Genomic DNA, 19,737 nt, shown 5'->3' on the forward strand with positions numbered 1-19,737 from the left:
GTTTGACCAAAAGGTCAGGGTCAACTGGTCATGTTTGCTGGAACGTCACAAACAACAGCGAATGTCGCAATTAAGCAACACAATGACGCTAACACTATTACCTTAGTCTGCGGCAACCCGCCGCAATCTCCTCTTTTTGGTTAAAACGAACCTGGCGGGTTGCATCCATCCTTCTGGGAAGGGGGCTTACCGCTGTAGTGAATCATGCGTGCGCCGGGGCTGTTGCGGGACAGGTTACCCGCGACTCACGCGGCGTCCCAGCCCAGCGCCAGGGCGCCGGCCAGTCCGGACCCCGTGTCCAGCCCCGGGGGCACGACGAAGCCGCTCAAACCGTCGGCCAAAGCGGGATGGTCGATGTAGCCGCCGATGTGGCGGTGGGCGTGGTGGCGCACGCGCGTCAGCAGGCCGGGCCGGCCGCCCACGCCGCCGCCGATGACGATGCGCTGGGGCGACAGGACGAACAGCAGGTTGGCGACCATCTGGCCCAGATAATCGCCCACCAAGTCCCAGACGGGGTGGTCGTCGGGCAGGTCGGTGGCCGGCCGGCCCACGCGCGCCTCGATGGCGGGGCCGCAGGCCAGGCCCTCCAGGCAATCGCCATGATAGGGGCAATGGCCGCCGTAGGGGTCCAGCGCCGTGTCGCGGCGCACCAGCAGGTGGCCGCCTTCGGGGTGGACCAGGCCATGCTGCGGCCGGCCGCCGACGACCACGCCGACACCGATGCCGGTGCCCACGGTGACGTAGACATGGCTGTTCAGCCCCTGGGCGGCGCCCCATCGCCCTTCGCCCAGGGCGGCGCCGTTGACGTCGGTGTCGATGGCGACGGGGACACCCAGCGCGTCTGCCAGGTGATCGCGCACGGGCGCGCCGGCCCAGCCGGGTTTGGGGGTGCGGGTGATGCCGCCGTAACCGGGGCGTCGCGGGTCCAGTTGCAGCGGGCCGAAGCTGGCGACGCCCACGGCGTCCAGCCCGCCCATGCGTGTGGCCAGGCCCCGCAAGGCCTCGGCGCAGCGGGCCAGCGTCTCCGCCGGCGTGGTCGTGGGGATGCGGAGGGTGTCGATGGGCCGTGGCCGCATCGCGCCGTCCATCACCGCCGCCCCCACGACGGCTTTGGTGCCACCCAGTTCTATTGCGCCGATACGTTTCATGGTGTGACCTCAATCCACCGTGTTTGCCATGGCCCAAAGGGCAAAGCCGTCGGGTCGACGCCTCTTCCCTCCACCGCGTCCCGCCCGCCGGACCAGGCAGGCAGCGAGACCGTGACCGCCTGGCCGGTCAGGTTGGCGAGGCACAGAAACGGTTGCGGACCGATCCGCTCAAATCCCAGGACCCCGGCAGGCAGACCGGCCAAGGGGCGGGCCGGTTCGGCACCGTGCAAGGCGGGCAGGGTGGCGCGCGCCCGGATCAGCTGGCGCAGGGCGGTGTGGAACGCGCCGGCGGCGGTCGTGCCGTCATCGCGACCGGCCGCCCGGTTCCAGTCCATGTCCGGCCGATGCAGCCAGCGGCCCTCGCCCGCCGGCAAGCCGTCGAGCGGGGCGTTGGTCAGCGCGATTTCATCGCCCATGTACAGGACCGGCAGGCCATCCAGCGCCAACGTCACCTGGTACAGCTGCAGCAGGCGGGCCAGCGCCGCGTCCGTGTCCGGCTCGCCGGGGCGCCCGTCGGGCCGCAGACCCGCCAGCGACGCGGCCATGCCATTGGTGCTGGGGGCGCCACCGCCGTCCGCTTGGAAGGCGGCGCCCAGGGCGTAGCTGCCGGGCGTGGCGCCGGCGTAGAAGTCGGAAACCCGGTGCAGCGTCTCCTGTGGGATCAGGGCGGCCAAGGCATCCCAGATGATGTCGTCATGGCAGCGCACATAGGTGATCCAGGCGGCCTGCCGGGGGCGCACCGCCAGCCGGTCCAGCAGGGCGTGGGCGGGGGCCGCGTCGCCGGTCGCCTGCGCCAGCCACAGGGCGGTCATCATGCCGTTGTTGTACGCCAGGTGGCATTCATTGGCGGCCGGCAGCCCGGTGGCGTCGTCCCGGCCGAAAAAGGACACGACGTCGTCGGGATCGACGATGGCCTCGCCCTTCAGCAGCACGGCGGGGGCCGCGATGGCCAGCAGCGCCCGCCAGGCTCGCACCACCCAATGGGTTTGCGGCAGTCCCCGGCAGGCCGTGCCCGGCGCCTTCCACAGGAAGGGGGTGCTGTCCAGGCGGAAGACGTCCACGCCCTGGTTGGCCAGGTGCAGCAGCACCTCCAGCATTTCCTGGAAAACGGCGGGGTTGGCGTAGTTCAGGTCCCACTGATAGGGGTAGAAGGTGGTCCACACCCAGGCTTGGCCGCCATCGCGCGCCACCAGGGCGGGCTCCGGCGTGAAGTTGCCTGGCGCCGTCTTGGGGAACACCTGGCCCAGCGTGGCCTCATAAGCGGCCACGGCTTCGGCGCTCTCCAGCACATGGTAATAGGCGCGGTAGCGGGGGTCGCCCGCCCGCGCCGCCCGGGCCCAGGCATGGTCGCGGGCGGTGTGGTTGCACACCACGTCCAGGCACAGCACCATGCCGGCGCCGTGCGCCGCCTGGGCCAGCGCCGCCAGATCCTCCGTCCGGCCCAACCTGGGTTCGACCGTACGGTAATCGGCCACGGCGAAACCGCCGTCATTATCGCCCGATTGCATGGCCAGCAAGGGCAGGGCGTGCAGATAGGTGACGCCCAGATCCGCCAGATAGCCCAGCCGCGCCTGAACCCCGGTCAGGGTGCCGGCGAAACGGTCGACATAGAAGCAATAGCCCAGCTGGTCGGGGCGCTGGAACCAATCGGGCTCCGCCAGCCGGCGGGCATCCCGCTCCGCCACGGGGGCCGGCCGGTTCAGCGCCGCCGTGGAGACGACATCGCGCACCCGGACCAGCCAATCCTCCACATCCGGAACCCCGGCATAAAGGCGGCGCAGCAGCGCCTCGGCCGTTGGCCAATGGCGGTCCAGGCGCTCGCGCAGGGATTCGGCCCGGCTTGGGGCCCGGCTGGGGGGGGAAGTGGTCATGCCATGAAATCCCAGGATGATCGGTAAAAAGAACCGGCTGGCGGGTGTGTTTCCACGGGAGGGAGCCCAAGAGTGGGCGCCCACCCGGGGGGGTGCCGCCCGGGGAGGGAAGGCGGGCCCCGCCAGCCGGTGCCAAGATCAGAAGCTGTATTTGACGCCGGTCTTGAAGGTGCGGCCGTTGATGGACCGCGCCAGCAGGATGCCGTTGCTGGGCACCGCGTCGGTGGTGCCGTCCACCTCCGTCAGGCCCAGGGTGTTGAACAGGTTGTTGGCGGAGAAGGACCAGACGATGTCGTTGGTCAGGTTGTATGTGGCGAACAGGTTGACCTGGGCATAGCCCGGCATCACCAGCTTGTTGGTGGTGTCGGCGTAGCTGTCGGTCGTGCCGATGATGTTCACGCCCACGCTGTAGTCATTGCCGACGTAGGACGGCGTGATCTGGTAGACGAAGTCCGCCTGGCGCTGGGGCACGTTGCCCACGTCGCTGGGCGTGATCTCATCCTTGGTGATGCGGGAATGGGTGTAGGTGACGCCCGCGTCCAGCTGGAAGGCGCCGTAGCGGTAGCTGGCCTCCAGTTCAGCGCCCTCCGCGTCATAGACGCGGGAGATGAAGCGCTGGGTCAGGGAGGTCACGTCCTGGTTGGCCTCCTCCGTATTGGCGTAGAAGCCGGTCAGGAACACCGTCACGCCGATGTCCGACCGCCATTTCACGCCGCCTTCGGCCTGCTTCACCTTGTTCACCGCGTTCTGGTAGGCGGTGGAGCCGTCGGCGTTGATCGAGCCGAAGGCCAGGCGGTCGGCGTTGGCGCGCCCCCCCTCGCTGTAGCGCACGAACAGGGCCAAGTCGGGGTCGATGGCGTAGTTGGCGCCGATGGAATAGGAGATGTAGTGCCAGTCGTAGTTGACCGGGTTGACCACCGATTGGTTGACCACCGGCACCGTCAGCTCCGGCACCTGCAACACGCCGTCCTGGTTCACGTCCACGGCCGTGGTGCCGGTGGGGCCGGCGTAGCTGCCCGAGGCATGGCCGTAATCGTAGCGCAGGCTGGCGTCCACCGTCAGCTTGTCCCACGCCCAGTTCAGGGCGGCGTAGGGCGCGTCGATATCATAGTGCATGTCATAGCTGCGTGAGCAGCAATTGCCCCAGTAGGGCGCGCCGTAGGCGACCAGGCCGTTGGAGGTGACGGTCTTGCCGCTGGCGTTCAGCACGTTCAGCAGCACGGCGTCCTTGCCGTTGACCGTTTCCAGATAGGTGTTCCAGTGCCAGTCCATGTCGATGTTCTGGCGGGCCTTGTAATAACCGAAGGAGACGGCCCCCTTGCCGAGCGGCAGGGTGTCCAGCGTCTTGGTGACCTTCAGGTCGTTGGTGTAGGTGCCCAGGTCATTGAGCTTGACGTTGAACAGGGCGATGCGGGACGCCAGTCCGTTGCCGCCCACGCTCGCGGCGCTGACCGTCTGGCCGGCGTTGGGGCCGCTGGCGTATTGCAGGGTGGCGCCGGCACCGCCGATTTCCGTCGCCAGGACGGAAGCCTTGTCCACCTCCTGCGGGTAGGGGCCGACGAAGTCGCCGGTGTTGTCGGCCACGCGGAACTTGTCATCCAGCGTCCAGCCGGGCGCCACCTCGAACGAGGCTTCGCCACCGAACGCGGTGCTGACGGGATGATAGCCGTCACCGATGTTGGTGGTCAGGCGGTTGCCGTTGGCGTCCAGCGTCAAATCCTTGCGGAAGTAGGGCGACTGGAAGGCGCCACTGAGCGCGTCGAACCCGGCCAGGGAGGAGATGTGCGGGTTGCTGCCGCTACCGGAAATGGCCAGCGGAACCGGCAGGTAAACGGGCGAGCGGTCGTTCAGGTACTTGAAGTCCAGGCGGATGAAGCCCTTGTCCAGTTCCCGCGTCACGTTGGCCTTCACCTGGCCGCCGTTCATGGCGTCGTCGTAGCCGACGGAGCGGGGGCCTTCACCGGTGTGGTAATAGCCGCCGACATGGAAGCGCCAGCCGGGCGCGATGGCGCCGCCATAGGCGAAGTCGGCCCGTGTCTCGTTATAGTCCAGGCCGCGTGTCAGGCCGATGGCGCCGCCCTCTTTCTCGCCCGTGTCGCTGACGAAGTTGATGATGCCGCCCGGCGCGTTGCTGGCGAAGGTGGAGGCGGAACCGCCGCGGATGGCTTCCACCCGCGCGACGTTGTAGTCGGCGCGCAGATAGGTGTCGGCGGTGCCGAAGGCGATGTCGCCGAACTGCATGATCGGCAGGCCGTCCTCCTGCAATTGCAGGAACTTGGCGCCGCCGGACGCGACCGGCAGGCCGCGCACGGCGATGTTGGCGTTGCCCTCGCCGCCCGACGCCTCCGCCCGGAAGCCGGGGATGTTGCGCAGGATGTCGGCGGCACTGCTGGGGGCCGACTGGGCGATCTGATCGGGGTTCAGCGTGCTGACGGAAACACTGGTGCTGAACTTGGTCTGGGGCAGGGCGGTGGCGGTGATGACGATCTCATCCAGGTCCAGCCCGGTTTGCGGCTGTTCCTTGGCGGCCTGCTCTTCAGCGGCGAGGGCGGGCGTGACGGTGGCGGCGACGCCCAGCAACAGGGCGCAGGCCAGATGGCGCTTCATGATGGTTCTCCCTAGGTCGTGTTCTTTTTTATTGATCGTTGTCGCGCGGCGACCTCCCCGGCCGCCTGAACGCCATCACCCAAACACATCCTACAATCGATTGCAATCCCCCTTTCAATCGGTCTTCCTTGGGTGGTCGCCTGCCCGAACTGGCCAGGATCGGCGCCAATATCTTGCGAATATTGACGATTTCCACAGCCCCGATGGGGGTGCCGGCCAGATGCAGCGCCTGGACGATGCAAATTTTTATACAACCGATTGCAATTCGCCGTCGGCGCGGTCAAGGTGCGTCTCGCCGGGACCGGAGCCCGGACCAAACGGCGGAAAAAAGATCAAGGGAGGATGGGATGAACGGCGGCAGTCCGCTGGGGTCCTGGGATGTGGCGATCATCCTGGTGTATGTCGTGGCGATCATCGCCATCGGGTTGGCGGTCAGCCGCCGCCAACGCACGGCCTCGGACTATTTCCTGGCCCACAAGTCCAAGACCTGGCCCGTCATCGGCCTGGCCCTGCTGGCCTCCAACATTTCCAGCACCACGCTGATCGGCCTGGCGGGCGCCGCCTATGATCACGGTATCGCCGTCTTCGACTATGAGTGGATGGCGGGGGTGGTCCTGGTCTTCTTCTGCATTTTCCTGCTGCCCTTCCTGTTGAAGACGGGGGTGTACACCACGCCCGAATTCCTGGAACGGCGCTATGATCGGCGGTCGCGCCTGCTGTTCTCGGCCCTCACCCTGTTCCTGAACATCGCGGTCGACACCGCCGGCACGCTGTACGGCGGGGCGCTGATGTTCCAGCTGGCTTTCCCGGGCGTGCCCATGGGCGTCATCGTCCTGCTGCTGGCGCTGGGGGCCGGCATCTACACCACGGCGGGGGGCTTGGCCGCCGTCATGGTGACCGAGACCATCCAGGCCGTGCTGCTGCTGACCGCCGCCGCCGTCATCGCCGTCATGGCGTTCGCGCAGGCCGGTGGCTGGGATGCCGTCATGGCCGCCACCAAACCGGAAATGCTGAGCCTGATCCGGCCGGCGGACGATCCGGTCCTGCCGTGGACCGGCCTGGTGACGGGTGTGCCCCTTATCGGCTTTTACTTCTGGTGCACCAACCAGTTCATGGTGCAGCGCGTTTTGTCCGCCAAGAGCATCGATCACGGCCGCTGGGGGTGCCTGTTCGCCGGCCTGCTGAAGCTGCCGGTGTTGTTCCTGATGGTGCTGCCGGGCACCGCCGCCCTGCTGCTGTTCCCCGGGCTGCCCCGGGGCGACCTGGTCTATCCGTCGCTGGTGTTCAAGCTGCTGCCGGCCGGCGTCGTCGGCCTGGTGGTGGCGGGCTTCCTGTCGGCCATCATGTCGGCCACCGCCTCCACCTTCAATTCGGCCTCCACCCTGGTCACGATGGATTTCGTGCGCTTGCGCTGGCCCCATTTGGGGGAAAGGCGGCTGGTTACCACCGGGCGTCTGGCGACCCTGGCCTTCATGGGGCTGGCCGTGCTGTGGGCGCCGCAGATCGCCCGGTTCGGCTCGCTGTGGCAATATCTGCAGGCGATCCTGGCCTATGCCGTGCCGCCGGTCGTCGCCCTGTTCCTGGTGGGGCTGTTCTGGGCGCGGGCCAATGCCACCGGGGCTTTCGCCGCCTTTTCCGGCGGGCTGGTCCTGGGGCTGGGCTTGTTCGTCTATTGCGTGGTCCTGGGGCACGGCGGGCCCCACTTCCTGCTGATGGCGCCGCTGCTGGTCCTGGCCTCCGCGGTCATCCTGGTGGTGGTCAGCCTGGTCACCGGCGACGGCAAACCCAGCGACGGGGCCGCCCTGGTCTGGACACCCACGGTTTTCCGGGCGGAGACGGCGACCTTGGCGGGCCAGCCGTTTTGGATGAACTACCGCGTCCTGTCCCTTGCCCTCCTGGGCCTCACCGCGGTGCTGGTGGTGTGGTTCCGCTGACGGTGCCGCTGCTGGCCCGCACCACCAGCTCGGTCGGCAGCATGACCGAGCGGGCGGAGCGGCCGGCGATCTGGGCGAACAGGAGGTCCACCAGCAGGCGGCCGCCCGTGGCGGTGTCCTGACGCACGGTGGTCAGGGCGGGATTGTAGAAGGCCGCCATCTGGATGTCGTCGTAGCCAACCACGGCCACATCCTCGGGCACCGTGAGTCCCTGGTCCTGCAGGGCGCGGATGGCGCTGATGGCGATGACGTCGGAACAGGCGAAGACCGCGTCGAAGGAGGCACCCCCGCAGAGAAGGCTGCGCATCGCCGTCAGTGCCGCCGCGCTGGCGAAGCGCGTGGGAACGTCCAGCGCCGGATCGGGCGTGATGCCGGCGGCCTCCAGCGCCGCGACGTACCCGTCGTGGCGCAGGCGCATTTCCGGCACCGACCGCTGCCCGAGGAAGACGATGCGCCGCCGTCCCTGGGCGATCAGATGGCTCACGGCGCGTTCAGCGCCGGCGCGATTGTCCGATCCCACCGTCACATAGTGCTGATCCGCCAGCTGGGCGCCCCAGACCACCAGCGGCAGATTGCGGGCCGCCAGCTGTTCCAGCCCGAGGTGGGCGGTGCTCTGGCCGATGGCGATCAGCCCGTCCACCCGGCCGGTGTCCACCAGATCCGTCATGCCCGACGCGCGGCCCGGCCCGATCTTGGACAGCAGCAGGTCGTATCCATGATCGGCGACGGCGTCGGCGATATGGCCCAGCAGTTCCAGGAAGAAGGGGTCGGAAATGGGCTGGTCGTGTTCGTGCAGCAAGGGGATGACCACCGCGATGGTGCGCGTCTGTCCCTTGCGCAGGCCTTGCGCCCGGGTGTCGACCCGGTAGGAATGGGACTCCACCAGGGCCTGGATGCGAACCCGCGTCTCTTCATTCACCAGCGGGCTACCCGACAGGGCGCGTGACACGGTCGATTTGGAAACCCCCGCCATGCGGGCGATGTCATCCATCTTGACCACGCCCGCCTTCACTTTCGCCTGCCCTTCCTGGGCGGTGGAGGCGGCGGGTGGGGAGTGCGGGGCGGCCGTCGCGGCCGGCTTCTCAGCCATGTCCTGATCCTGACAATTCAACCGCACGACCATACAACAGTAGCCGGGGCACGCGCCGCAGTCCTGAAAGGGGCCGGCCCCTGACGGGCCGCCCGCGACTCACGCGGCGTCCCAGCCCAGCGCCAGGGCGCCCGCCAATCCGGACCCCGTGTCCAGTCCCGGGGGCACGATGAAGCCGCTTAAACCGTCGGCCAAAGCGGGATGGTCGATGTAGCCGCCGATGTGGCGGTGGGCGTGGTGGCGCACGCGAGTCAGCAGGCCGGGCCGGCCGCCCACGCCGCCGCCGATGACGATGCGCTGGGGCGACAGGACGAACAGCAGGTTGGCGACCATCTGGCCCAGATAGCCGCCCACCAGGTCCCAGACGGGGTGGTCGTCGGGCAGGTCGGTGGCCGGCCGGCCGATGCGCGCCTCGATGGCGGGGCCGCAGGCCAGGCCCTCCAGGCAATCGGCGTGATAGGGGCAATGGCCGCCGTAGGGGTCCAGCACCGGGTCGCGGCGCACCAGCAGGTGGCCGCCTTCGGGATGGACCAGGCCATGCTGCGGCCGGCCGCCGACGACCACGCCGACACCGATGCCGGTGCCCACGGTGACGTAGACATGGCTGTCCAGCCCCTGGGCGGCGCCCCATCGCCCTTCGCCCAGGGCGGCGCCGTTGACGTCGGTATCGATGGCGACGGGGACACCCAGCGCGTCGGCCAGGTGGTCGCGCACGGGCGCGCCGGCCCAGCCGGGCTTGGGGGTACGGGTGATGCCGCCATAACCGGGGTGCTGCGGGTCCAGCTGCAGCGGGCCGAAGCTGGCGACACCCACGGCGTCCAGCCCGCCCATGCGCGTGGCCAGGCCCTGCAAGGCCTCGGCGCAGCGGGCCAGCGTCTCCGCCGGCGTGGTCGTGGGGATGCGGAGGGTGTCGATGGGCCGTGGCCGCGTCGCGCCGTCCATCACCGCCGCCCCCACGACGGCCTTGGTGCCGCCCAGTTCAACCGCCCCGATGCGCTTCATGCCGAACCCTCCCGCGTGTCAGGCGGGCATCCTGCCAAGCGCGAACCCGCCTGACAACCCAAGGGCGGAGGCCCCTCTGTCATCCATCGCGTTGAAGGGCTTGGATCAAGCGGCCAGCACCATCTGGATGTCGCGCACCGGCAGGTGGGTCAGGTCCTTCGCGACCTCCGCCACGATGATATCGCGCGTGGCGGGTGTCAGGTGGTGGCGCAGGATGCCCAGGGCCTTGGGCGGGGCGGCCAGCACCATGCGGCCGACGGTGCCATTTTGCACCATGGTGTCCAGTCGCCGGGCGACATGGGCCAGGAAATCCGCTTCCGCCTGCGCCTGCCCGTCCGTTTCGTCCGTGGCGCTGCGCAGGGTGCCGAATTGCACCCGGCCGGGCTGGCCCGTCCCCAGTTCCCGCGAGGGGGTGGTGGGGCGGCTTTCGCTGTATTGCACCGTGAGGTAGAGGTCGTGCGCGTCGCCATCGTTGCGCAGGACCAGCATTTTGGCCCCGTCACACGTCACCACCCAGCTGTGCCGGGCAATCACCACGCCGTCCATCGCCTTGCTCCTTCCCGGTAAGTTCGTGCCGCCCTGACCCGTGAAGCCCCTGAGTCGGAACGGCGCCTTTTCGGAAACGGTTGGGCGCGGGATTGGTTCCCTTCGTCAGAGCGCCGCCATTTGCCTGGCCAGCCAACGGCGCTCCGCCAGCGGGGGGGCGAGGTCCAGAGCGGCCTGGTAGGCGTCGCCCGCCTCTGTCCGCCGATCCAGGCGCCGCAGCAGCTCGGCGCGCACGGCATGATAGGGGATGAAGCGGGCCAGTGCCGCCGCGTCGAGCAAGGCCAGCTCCGCCCAGGCGGCTTCGGGCCCCGCCACTTCCGCCAGGGCCACGGCGCGGTTCAGCCGTACCACCGGGTCGTCGCGCAGGGACAGCAGCGCGTCGTACAGGCGCAGCACCCGGCGCCAGGGTGCCGGCTGGGCCAGGCTTGCCCGCGCGCACCACGCCGCCTGGATGGCGGCCTGCAGGGCGCGCGGGCCGCTGGGCGCCAGGGCCGCCGCGCGGATCAGCAGGCCCTCGGCGGCGGTGATCAGGTCCCGGCGCCACAGAGCGGGGTCCTGCTCCGCCAGGGGGACAGAGGCGCCGTCCGCGTCCAGGCGCGCTGGCCGCCGGGCTTCGGCATAGCGCACCAGCGCCGCCAGTGACAGCACTTCGGCTTCCGCCGGCAGCAGCTCCGCCAGCACCCGGGTCAGACCCAGGATCTCGGTGGCGTAGCCGGCGTGCGGGCTGGCGCCGGCCGCGTCCTCGTGCGCCTTGGCGTAGGCGACCTCCAGCGTCGACAGCACGGCATCCAGCCGTTCAGGCCAGGCGGCGGGGCCGGGAATCTCGAAAGGGACGCCGGCCTGGGCGATCTTGCGCTTGGCGCGCACCAGACGCTGGGCCAGCGTCGGCTCCGGCAACAGGAAGGCGCTGGCGATCTCCGCCGTGGTCAGGCCGCAGACCAGGCGCAGCGTCAAGGCCGCCCGCGCCTCCACCGCCACCGCGGGATGGCAGCAGACGAAGATCAGGCGCAGTCGTTCATCGGGGATCAGCCGATCGTCGTCCAGGGCCAAATCCTCCGCGCTGGGCACGGGCGGCGGCGGTTCCGGCGCCAGGCGGGCGGCCGTCCGCCGACGCCCCAGCATGTCGAGGGCGACGCGTTCCGCCACCCGGTACAGCCAGGCGTCGGGCCGGGCCGGCAAGGTGCCGTCCCGCCAACTTCGCGCCGCCCGGGCGTAGGCTTCGGCCGCGGCCTCCTCCGCGATGTCCAGGTCGCGGAACTTCGCCACCAGGGCCGCGATCAGCCGCCCCCGGTCGCGGGCCTGCTGGTCCAGCAGCGCCCGCGCCAGTGCCGTACCCGTATCGGGTGGGGCGCTCAGGTCGGCACCTCCAGCAGGGGCCGCACCTCCACCGCGCCGTTGGCGGCCAGGGGCACGCGGCGCGCGATGGCCAATGCCGAGTCCAGGTCCGGCGCCTCGATCAGGTAGAAGCCGCCCAGCTGCTCCTTGGTTTCGGCGTAGGGGCCGTCGTGCACCGTCTTCACCCCGCCGGTGGTCCGCACCGTGGTGGCGCTGGTGGTCCCCGCCAGGCCGGCGCCACCCACGCGGGCGGCGCCCAGGCTTCCGGCGAAGGCCATGTGCTGGCCGATGATGGCCTGCAGGGCCGGGCTGTCCGGTTCATCACCGTAGACGGCCTCATCCTCGTAAATCAGCAGGGCGTAATGCATGGGAAAGCCTTTCCATCGCGGTTTGGGGCGCCGTCCCGGCACCCGGTGCCCCAAGAGACGGGCGAGGGGCGTCGGAATCGACAGCGGACCATTCCCAGCGTGGAAAATTTTTCAGCCATGCTCAAGTAACCGCCGCGCTTTCCCTCCCTTCCATCCACATCCGTCCGTCCGGCGGGATGGGCCGGTGGGCGTGGTGGCGGGCCAGGGCGCCCCGCCACCACCCGGCATAGTCCGGCAGGGCCTGCACCTCCACCCCCTCATGGTCCTGGGCCGTGCCCACCTCCCAATAGACCTCCAGATTGCGCAGGTCCGGGCGGGGCAGGCGGCCGTCCCGGCAGGCGGCCCACATATCGCGGTACAGCCCTTCCAGCGCGCGGACCAGGCCGGGCATGTCGAACAGGGTGCAGCTGTCGCGGCTGGCGGCCAGGCGGTCGCGGTAGTGCCGCCGCAGGCCCGCGTCGCGGCCCAGGGCCACGGCGCGGTCGACATAGTCCTGCGGGGTGGCGCAGACCAGGTTGGGCAGGCCTGCGGCCCGGACCAGGCTGCCGCAGACGCGGGCGGCGAAACCCCGACCGTCCAGGGTCAGCACCGGCACCCCCATCCACAGGGCGTCGCTGGCCGTGGTGTGGGCGCCATAGGGGCAAGTGTCCAGGAACAGGTCGGCCAGAGGATAGCGCGCCAGGTGCTGGGGATTGGCCAGCTTGGGCGCGAACACCAGCCGTTCCGGCGCGATGCCCTTCGCCGCCGCCACGGCGCGCAGGCGGGCATGGGCGCCGTCGGTGCTGGACAGCAGCCACAGCACGCTGTCCGGCACGCGGGCCAGGATGGTCAGCCAGCGATCGAAGGTGTGGGGCGTGATCTTGTGGGCGCCATTGAAGCAGCAGAACACGGCACCTTCCGCCGGCAGGCCGGCCTGTTCGCGCGTGGGGCGGTCGGCCGCGACCTTCCGCTGCCGGTCGTTGGGCTGGTAGCAGGGCAGGCGCAGCACCCGCTCGCTGTAATACCGCTCCGACTCCGGCGGGATGATCCAGTCGTCGGCGATGATGTAGTGATGGTAGGGGCTGCCCGTCGTGCCGGGGAAGCCCAGCCAGTTGACGATGACCGGCGCCGGCCGATGCGCCAGCAGCTTGGGCCTGCCTTCCCGGGTGTAGCCGTTCACGTCCACCAGGATTTGGATGCCGTCGTCGGCCATGCGGCGGGCGGCGGCGGTGTCGTCCAGGCTGGCCAGGTCGGTCCAGCGGTGGGCGCTGGCGCGATAGCGGGCGTGCATGGCGTCGTCGGTGGCGGGGCCGCAATAATAGGCGTGCACCTCGACCTCGGCCGGGTCATGCAGGGCGAAAACCTCCGCCATCAGATGGCCGATCGCGTGTTCGCGCAGGTCGGACGACAGATAGCCGATGCGCAGCGGCCCGCCCTGCCCGGCGGCGCGGGCGGCCCAATGGTCGGTGATGGGCGGTGTCGCCGGTATCCCGACCTCCGTCTTGTTGTAGTGCCAGGCCATGGCCAGGTGCAGCAGCGGGTCGTCGGTGTGGGCCGCGATGGACAGGGGCGACATGCCGCCCAGCAGGGTGGCGGCGTCCATCCGCTCCCACGGCTGCACCACCGGCCAGGCGCACTGGCGCTGGCGTAGGGCCAGCAGGTGCTGGATCGCTTCCGCCTGGCGGGGATCGATGTCCAGGCTTTGGCGCAGCTGCGCTTCGGCCGCCGCATCCTGGCCGGTGGCCTCCAGCACGCGCGCCGACTGGTTCAGGGCCACGGTCTTGTGGTGGATGGCGTTGCCGGTCACGGGCGCCAGGCGGGCCACCGCCGCCTGCCATTGGACCAGCGCCGGGCCCGGCCCCGCCACGCGTTCCAGCACCCGGCCCAGATTGATGGCGGCGGGCAGGAAGTCGGGATTGAGATCCACGGCCCGCTGTAGGCAATCACGTGCCGCCGCGAGGTCGCCCGCCTCGGTCAGCATGACGCCGTGGTTGAACAGCGTGGCGTACAGCAGGGGGTGGTCGGGATTCTCGGCGATCCACCGGTCGTACAACAGGCGCGCCTGGGGCAGCAGGCCGGCGCGGCGCAGGGCGTCCGCCGTCTGGATCAGGCGGGACAGGTCCAGCGACGGTGCCGGCGTCGCCGGCGCGGCGGGGGAGGTCAGGTCGTCGGGCATGGGGGATCAGGTCACGGCGGCTTGCAGGGCGGCCAGCTGCGTATCGGACATGCCGGCCATCTGGGTGGTGGTGAAGGCGTCGATCTGGGTGGCGGTCAGGCTGTCGATCTGGTCGGCCGTCAGCTGGGCGATCTCGGTATCGGCCAGGGCGCCGATCTGGCTGGTGGTCAGCCCAGCCAGCTGGGTGGCGGACAGCGCCGCCACCTCCGTCGTCGTCAGGTAGCTGATCTGGGTCGTGGTCATCGCCCCCAAAAGGGTGGAGGTCAGGGCCGCGAACTGGGTGTCGCTCAGCGACTGCACCTCCGTCACCGTCAGATTGGTGATCTGGCTGGTGGTCAGCGACGCCAACTGCGTGCCCGTCAACGCCGCCAACTGTGTCGTGCTCAGGGTCCGCAGCTGGATGCGGGTCAGCGCGTCGATCTGGGTGGTGGACAGGGCCTTCAGCTCCGTCGCCGTGAGCCCGCCGATGGCGCTGGTCGACAGCACGGCGATCTGCGTGGCCGTCAGCGCCGCCAGCTGCGTGGTGGTCAGCAAGGCCACCTCCGTCGCCGTCAGGGCGCCCACCCCGGTGGTGGACAACGCCCCGAGCTGGGTGGCGGTCAGCGCCGCCAGCTGGGTGGTCGTCATGGCGGCCACAGCCGTTTCCGTCATGTCGGCGATGGCGGTGGTGGACAGGGCCGCGATCTGGGTGGTCGTCAGTTCGCTCCATTGGGTGGCGGTCAGGGCCTCGATCCCGGTTTCGGTCAAACCCGCGATCTGGGTGGTGGTCAGCGCGTCCAGGGCGTCCGCGCCCAGCGCGGCGACGGCGTCGCTGGACAAGGCGCCGATCTCCGTCGCGCTCAACGCCCCCACCTGGGTGGTGCTCAGCAGCGCCATCTGGCTGGCGGTCAGTCCACCGATGCCGGTGGTGCTGAACGACGCCATCTGGGTGGTCGTCAGGCTGGCCAGCTGGTTGGTGGTCAAGGCCGCGACCTCCGCGCTCGTCAACCCCTTGAACTGGGTGGCCGACATCACCGCCATCTGCGTCGTCGTCAGGGCGGAGATCTGGGTCGCGGACAGGGCGCCGACCTCGGTCGCCGTCAGGCCCTTCATCTGGGTGGTGGTCAGCGCCGCCATTTCCGTCACGGTCAGTCCGCCGATGCCGGTGCTGCTGAATGCGGCGATCTGGGTGGAAGACAAGGCGCCCAGTTGCACCGTGCTCAATGCCGCGACCTCCGTCGCCGTCAGTCCGGCCAGGGCCGAGGTGGTCAGCACCGCCATCTGGGCGGAGGTCAGGGCGGCCAGCTGGACGGTCGTCAGTTCCGCCACTTCCGTGGCGGTCAATCCCTTCACCTGGGTCGTGGTCAAGGCGGCGATGTCGCTGGTGGAAAGCTCTCCCACGGCGGTGCTGGTCAGCGCGCTGATCTGGGTGGAGGTGAGGGCGCGCAGTTGCGTGGTGGTCAGGGTGTCCACCTGCGTCGCGGTCAGCCCGGTGATGGCGGTGGTGGACAGGGCCGCCATCTGCGTGGTGGTCAGCCGCTGCAATTGGGTGGTGGACAGGGCGGCGACTTCCGTCGCCGTCAGGCCGCTGATGGCCGTGGTGGTGAAGGCGGCCAGCTGCGTGGTGCTGAGGGCCGCCACCTGGGTGGTGGTCAGGGCCGCCGCCTTGGTCGCGATCAGGCCGCTGATCTGGATGGTGGTCAGCGCCGCGATCTGGTCCGTGGTCAGGGCGGCGATGGCGGTGCTGCTCAGCGCCGCCAGCTCCGTGCTGGTCAAGGCCGCGAACTGGGTGGTGGTCAGGCGCACGACCTCGGTCGCGGTGAAGCCGCCCACGCCGGAACTGGACAGCGCCGCCACCTGCGTGGCGCTGAGGGCGGCCAGCTGGTCGGTCGAGAGGGCGGAGATCTCATCCGCCGTCAGCCCCTTCACCTGGGTGGTGGTCAGCGCCGCGATCTGGTCCGCCGACAGGGCGGCGAACAGCGTGGTGCTCAGCGCCCCGATTTCCGTGCTGGTCAGGGCCGCCAGTTGCGTGGCCGTCAAGCCGTCCAGCTGCGTTTCCGTCAGGCCGCTGATCCCCGTGGTGCTGAGCGCCGCGATCTGGCTGGTGCTCAGCGCCGCCAGCTGATCATCCGACAGGGCCGCCACCTCGGTATCGGTCAGGGCCTTCATCTGGGTGGTGGTCAGCGCCGCCACCTGGGTGGCGCTCAAGGCGGCCAGCTGGGTAAGGGTCAGGGCGGCCAGGCCGGAAACGCTCAAGCCCGCCACCTGGGTGGTGCTGAAGTCCGCGATCATGGTCGGGGTCAGCTGTCCGATGGCGGTGGTGGTCAGCGCCCCCATCTGGGTGGCGGTCAGGGCCGCCAGCTGGTCGTCGGACAGGCTGTCGATGTCCGTTTCGTTCAGGCCGCCGATGGCGCTGGTGGTCAGGGCCGCGATCTGGGTGGCGCTGAGCCCGGCCAGTTGGTCGACGCTGAGATTCCCCACCTCCGTCGCCGTCAGGCCCTTGACCTGGGTGGTGGTCAGCGCCGCCAACTGGTCGGCGGCCAGGGAGGCCAGCTGGGTATCGGCCAGGGCCGCGATTTCCGTCGCCGTCAGGCCCGCCAGCTGGGTGGTGCTGAGCGTGGCGATGTCCGTCTCGGTCAGGCCGGACAGCGCCGTTGTGGTCAGCACGCCGATCTGGGTGGAGGTCAGGGCGTCCAGCTGGACATCGGACAGGTCGCTCACCTCCGTGGCGGTCAGCGCCTTCACCTGGGTGGTGGTCATCGCCCCGATCTGGGTGACGGTCAGGGCGGCCAGCTGCGTGTCCGCCAGGACGGTGACGGCCGTGGTGGTCAGAGCCTGGATCTGGGCGGTGCTGAGGCCCGCGATCTCCGTGGTCGTCAGGGCGCCGATGCCGGTGGTGGTGAAGGCCGCGATCTGGGTGGTGGTCAGGCCGGCCACCTGGTCGCTGCTCAGCGCCGCAAGGGCTGTCGTCGTCAGGTTCTTGATCTGGGTGGTGGTCAATGCCGCCAACTGCGTCGCCGACAGGGCGGCCAGCTGGTCGGTCGACAGGGCGGCCAGTTCCGTCTTGGTCAGGCCGCTGATGGCCTTGGTGGAGATCGCGGCGATCTGGTCGGTGTCCAGCACGGCGATCTGGGTGGTGGTCAGGGCGGCGATGGCGGTGGCGGTCAGGGCGGCCACCTGGCTGGTGGTCAGCTGGTCCACCGCCGTGGCGGTCAGCGTGCTGGCGCCGGTGGTGGTCAGGCCGGCGATCTGGGTGGTGGTCAGCGCCGCCAGCTGGTTGGACGACAGGGCCGCCACTTCCGTGGTTGTCAGGCCGCGCACCTGGGTCACCGTCAGCGCCGCCATCTGGTCCGATGACAGGGCGGCCAGCTGGTCCAGGGACAGGGCCGCCAGGTCGGTGGTGCTGATGCCCCGCACCTGGGTGGTGCTCAGCGCGGCGATCTCCGCTGTGGTCAGCCCGCCGATGCCCGACACGGACAAGGCGCTCATCTGGGTCGCGGTCAGTGCCGCCAGCTGGTCGGTTGACAGTTCGCCCACCTCCGTCGCCGTCAGGCCCTTGATTTGCGTGGTGGTCAGTGCCGCCACCTGGGTGGTGGAGAGTGCCGCCAGCTGGGTGGTGGTCAGGGCGGCGATATCGGCGGCGGAAATGCCCTTGACCTGCGTCGCCGTCAGGCCGGCGAGTTGCGTGGCCGACAGGGCGCCGATCTGGGTGGTGGTCAGGGCACCCAATTGGGTCGCCGACCACCCCGCCAACTGGGTGGCCGACAGATCCGACAGCTCGGTGGCGGTCAGGCCCTTGATCTGCGAGGTGGTCAGGGCCGCCAGCTGCGTGGCCGACAGGGCGTCGACCTGCGTGTCGTTGAAGGCGGCCAGTTCCGTCGTCGTCAGGCCCTTAACCTGGGTGACGGTCAGCGCGGCCACCTGGGTGGCGCTGAGCGCCGCGATCTGGGTGGTGCTGAGCTTGGCGATCTCGGTGGCGGTCAGGCCCCGGACCTGGGTGGTGGTCAGGACGGCCAGCTGATCGGTCGTCAGCGCCGCGGCGCTGGCCAGGCTGAAGGCCGCCAGTTGCGCCGCCGACAAGGCCGCCACCTGGGTGGTGCTGAGGGTCGCCACCTCCGTCGCCGTCAGGGCTTTGGCCTGGGTGGTGGTCAAGGCGGCCATCTGGGTGGCCGACAAGGCGGCCAGCTGCGTGGTCGACAGGGCCGCGATCTCGGTGGCGGTCAGGCCCTTGACCTGGGTGGTGCTGAGCCCCGCCATCTGGTCCGCGCTCAGCGCCGCCAGCTGGGTGGTGGACAGGGCGGCGAGGGCCGCCGCGCTCAGGCTGGCCGCTTGGGTGACCGAGAGTGCCGCGATCTCCGTCGTCGTCAGGCCCTTGGCCTGGGTGGCGGTCAGGCCGGCGATCTGGGTGGTGCTGAGTACCGCCAGCTGATCCAGGCTGAGGGCGCCGATGTCCGTGGCGCTCAAGCCCTTCATCTGCGCGGCGCTCAGCGCCGCGATCTGTTCAGTGGTCAGCGCCGCGAGTTGGGTATCCGCCAGATAGTTGATCTGGGTGCTGGTCAGCGCCTTCACCTGGGTGGTGGTCAGGCCCGTGATCTCGGTCGCCGTCAGCCCGGTCAGGGCGGTGCCGGTCAGGGCCGCCACCTGGGTGGCGGTCAATGCCGCCAGCTGCGTCGCCTCCAGGCTGGCCAGTTCCGTGGACGACAACCCCGCCAGGGCCGAGGTGGTCAGCGCGGCCATTTGGGTAACCGTCAGGGCGTCCAGCTGGGCCAGGCTGAGGGCCGCCATCTCCACCTTGGTGAGGCCCTTGACCTGGGTGGCCGACAGGGCCGCGATCTCGGTCGCCGTCAGGGTGCCGACCTGGGTGGTGGTCAATGCCGCCAGCTGTCCCGAGCTCAGGGCGGCCAATTGGGTGTCGGACAGCGACTGCAGTTGGGTGCTGGTCAGGCTTTTGATCTGCGTCGTGGTCAGGGCGGCCACTTGCTGGGTTGTCAACGCCGCGAACTGGGTGGCGTTCAGCGACGCGAGATCCGTCACCTCCAGGGCCTTGATCTGGGTGGTGGTCAGGCCCTGGATCTCGGTGGTGGTCAGGGCCCCCACCTGGGTCAGCGTCAAGGCGGCGATGCCGGTGGTGGTGATGCCCTGCAACTGCGTGGTGGTCAGCGCCGCGATCTCTTCGGTGCCGAAAGCGGCGATCTGCGCTGCCAGCAGCACATGGAACTGCGCGGCGTTGAACGTGATCTGCCCGGTGGTGAGGACGGCGATCTGGGTGGTGGTCAGGCCGCCCATCTGCTTGGTGGACAGGTCCGCCAGCTGGGTGCCGGTCAGCGCCTCGATCTCGGTGGTCGTCAGCGCGCTGATCTGGGTCAGGCTCAGGGCCGCGATGTCCGTCGCCGTCAACGCCTGGATGGCGGAGGTGGACAGGGACGCGATTTGCGTCACCGTCATTGTGGAAACGGATGAAACCATGGGCAGGGCGGCACCTCTTCGCGGCCACGACACGTGATCGCTCATCTGCTTTGAACGGCGGTGGGGGCGCTAACAGGCGGTCTTTCCGGATTCCCCTGCGACAAAATGGACCAGGGGTGGGGGGCCCCACCGGGATTCCGCTTGTCTCCGATGCGCTGCCCGCGCCAGTGTGCTGACGGACAGCCAACCCATGCCGTACAAAGGGGGCCATGCCCGTCGCGCTTCGCCATCGCCGC

The 19,737-nt window shown here is 69.7% G+C and carries 11 protein-coding genes; 1 reads left to right on the forward strand and 10 read right to left on the reverse strand.

Translation table 11 applies throughout. The features are described 5' to 3' along the window. Positions 1 to 245 precede the first annotated feature (245 nt). From FHS74_RS21545 to FHS74_RS21555, 3 genes are all read right to left on the reverse strand, one after another. A complete protein-coding gene (locus tag FHS74_RS21545) occupies positions 246 to 1,148 on the reverse strand; it encodes an ROK family protein (RefSeq protein WP_184804968.1) in 903 nt (300 codons plus the stop codon). Then, positions 1,145 to 3,019 (reverse strand): alpha-amylase family glycosyl hydrolase, encoded by a 1,875-nt coding sequence (locus FHS74_RS21550; RefSeq protein WP_184804971.1) that lies wholly within the window; start codon positions 3,017 to 3,019, stop codon positions 1,145 to 1,147. Before FHS74_RS21550 ends, FHS74_RS21545 begins: the two co-directional genes overlap by 4 nt. A gap of 138 nt (positions 3,020 to 3,157) precedes the next feature. Further along, positions 3,158 to 5,626, reverse strand: coding sequence for a TonB-dependent receptor (locus FHS74_RS21555; protein ID WP_184804974.1), 2,469 nt, complete (start codon positions 5,624 to 5,626; stop codon positions 3,158 to 3,160). Positions 5,627 to 5,973: 347 nt separating this feature from the next. Between FHS74_RS21555 and FHS74_RS21560 the strand changes: the two genes are divergently transcribed. After that, a complete protein-coding gene (locus FHS74_RS21560; protein WP_184804977.1) occupies positions 5,974 to 7,560 on the forward strand; it encodes a sodium:solute symporter in 1,587 nt (528 codons plus the stop codon). Here the strand turns inward: FHS74_RS21560 and FHS74_RS21565 are convergent. The 7 genes from FHS74_RS21565 to FHS74_RS21595 form a co-directional block, all read right to left on the reverse strand. After that, a complete protein-coding gene (locus FHS74_RS21565; protein WP_184804979.1) occupies positions 7,529 to 8,650 on the reverse strand; it encodes a LacI family DNA-binding transcriptional regulator in 1,122 nt (373 codons plus the stop codon). The genes FHS74_RS21560 and FHS74_RS21565 overlap by 32 nt on opposite strands. Positions 8,651 to 8,749: 99 nt before the next feature. Further along, positions 8,750 to 9,652 carry an ROK family protein gene (locus FHS74_RS21570; RefSeq protein ID WP_184804982.1) on the reverse strand — a complete coding sequence of 301 codons (903 nt, stop codon included), beginning with the start codon at positions 9,650 to 9,652 and terminating at the stop codon, positions 8,750 to 8,752. 105 nt (positions 9,653 to 9,757) lie between these two features. Next, positions 9,758 to 10,198: a baeRF12 domain-containing protein gene (locus FHS74_RS21575; protein WP_184804985.1), complete on the reverse strand. Its 441-nt coding sequence runs from the start codon at positions 10,196 to 10,198 to the stop codon at positions 9,758 to 9,760. Positions 10,199 to 10,303: 105 nt separating this feature from the next. Then, entirely contained in the window at positions 10,304 to 11,464 is a 1,161-nt protein-coding gene (locus FHS74_RS21580; RefSeq protein ID WP_211106468.1) for a DUF6596 domain-containing protein, read from the reverse strand. A gap of 86 nt (positions 11,465 to 11,550) precedes the next feature. After that, a complete protein-coding gene (locus FHS74_RS21585) occupies positions 11,551 to 11,901 on the reverse strand; it encodes a YciI family protein (RefSeq protein WP_184804988.1) in 351 nt (116 codons plus the stop codon). A gap of 121 nt (positions 11,902 to 12,022) precedes the next feature. Then, positions 12,023 to 14,056 (reverse strand): O-linked N-acetylglucosamine transferase, SPINDLY family protein, encoded by a 2,034-nt coding sequence (locus tag FHS74_RS21590; protein WP_184804991.1) that lies wholly within the window; start codon positions 14,054 to 14,056, stop codon positions 12,023 to 12,025. 6 nt (positions 14,057 to 14,062) lie between these two features. Further along, complete coding sequence (locus tag FHS74_RS21595; RefSeq protein ID WP_184804994.1) at positions 14,063 to 19,501, reverse strand: beta strand repeat-containing protein; 5,439 nt, start codon at positions 19,499 to 19,501, stop codon at positions 14,063 to 14,065. Positions 19,502 to 19,737: the final 236 nt, after the last annotated feature.

Source organism: Nitrospirillum iridis, from assembly GCF_014205765.1.
In the GTDB taxonomy this organism is placed as follows: Bacteria; Pseudomonadota; Alphaproteobacteria; order Azospirillales; family Azospirillaceae; genus Nitrospirillum; species Nitrospirillum iridis.

What these genes read in the sequence shown, in the direction of transcription:
- FHS74_RS21545 (WP_184804968.1), bottom strand. Translation starts at nt 1,148, where the DNA reads ATGAAACGTATCGGCGCAATAGAACTGGGTGGCACCAAAGCCGTCGTG.
- FHS74_RS21550 (WP_184804971.1), bottom strand. Translation starts at nt 3,019, where the DNA reads ATGACCACTTCCCCCCCCAGCCGGGCCCCAAGCCGGGCCGAATCCCTG.
- FHS74_RS21555 (WP_184804974.1), bottom strand. Translation starts at nt 5,626, where the DNA reads ATGAAGCGCCATCTGGCCTGCGCCCTGTTGCTGGGCGTCGCCGCCACC.
- FHS74_RS21560 (WP_184804977.1), top strand. Translation starts at nt 5,974, where the DNA reads ATGAACGGCGGCAGTCCGCTGGGGTCCTGGGATGTGGCGATCATCCTG.
- FHS74_RS21565 (WP_184804979.1), bottom strand. Translation starts at nt 8,650, where the DNA reads ATGGCTGAGAAGCCGGCCGCGACGGCCGCCCCGCACTCCCCACCCGCC.
- FHS74_RS21570 (WP_184804982.1), bottom strand. Translation starts at nt 9,652, where the DNA reads ATGAAGCGCATCGGGGCGGTTGAACTGGGCGGCACCAAGGCCGTCGTG.
- FHS74_RS21575 (WP_184804985.1), bottom strand. Translation starts at nt 10,198, where the DNA reads ATGGACGGCGTGGTGATTGCCCGGCACAGCTGGGTGGTGACGTGTGAC.
- FHS74_RS21585 (WP_184804988.1), bottom strand. Translation starts at nt 11,901, where the DNA reads ATGCATTACGCCCTGCTGATTTACGAGGATGAGGCCGTCTACGGTGAT.
- FHS74_RS21590 (WP_184804991.1), bottom strand. Translation starts at nt 14,056, where the DNA reads ATGCCCGACGACCTGACCTCCCCCGCCGCGCCGGCGACGCCGGCACCG.
- FHS74_RS21595 (WP_184804994.1), bottom strand. Translation starts at nt 19,501, where the DNA reads ATGGTTTCATCCGTTTCCACAATGACGGTGACGCAAATCGCGTCCCTG.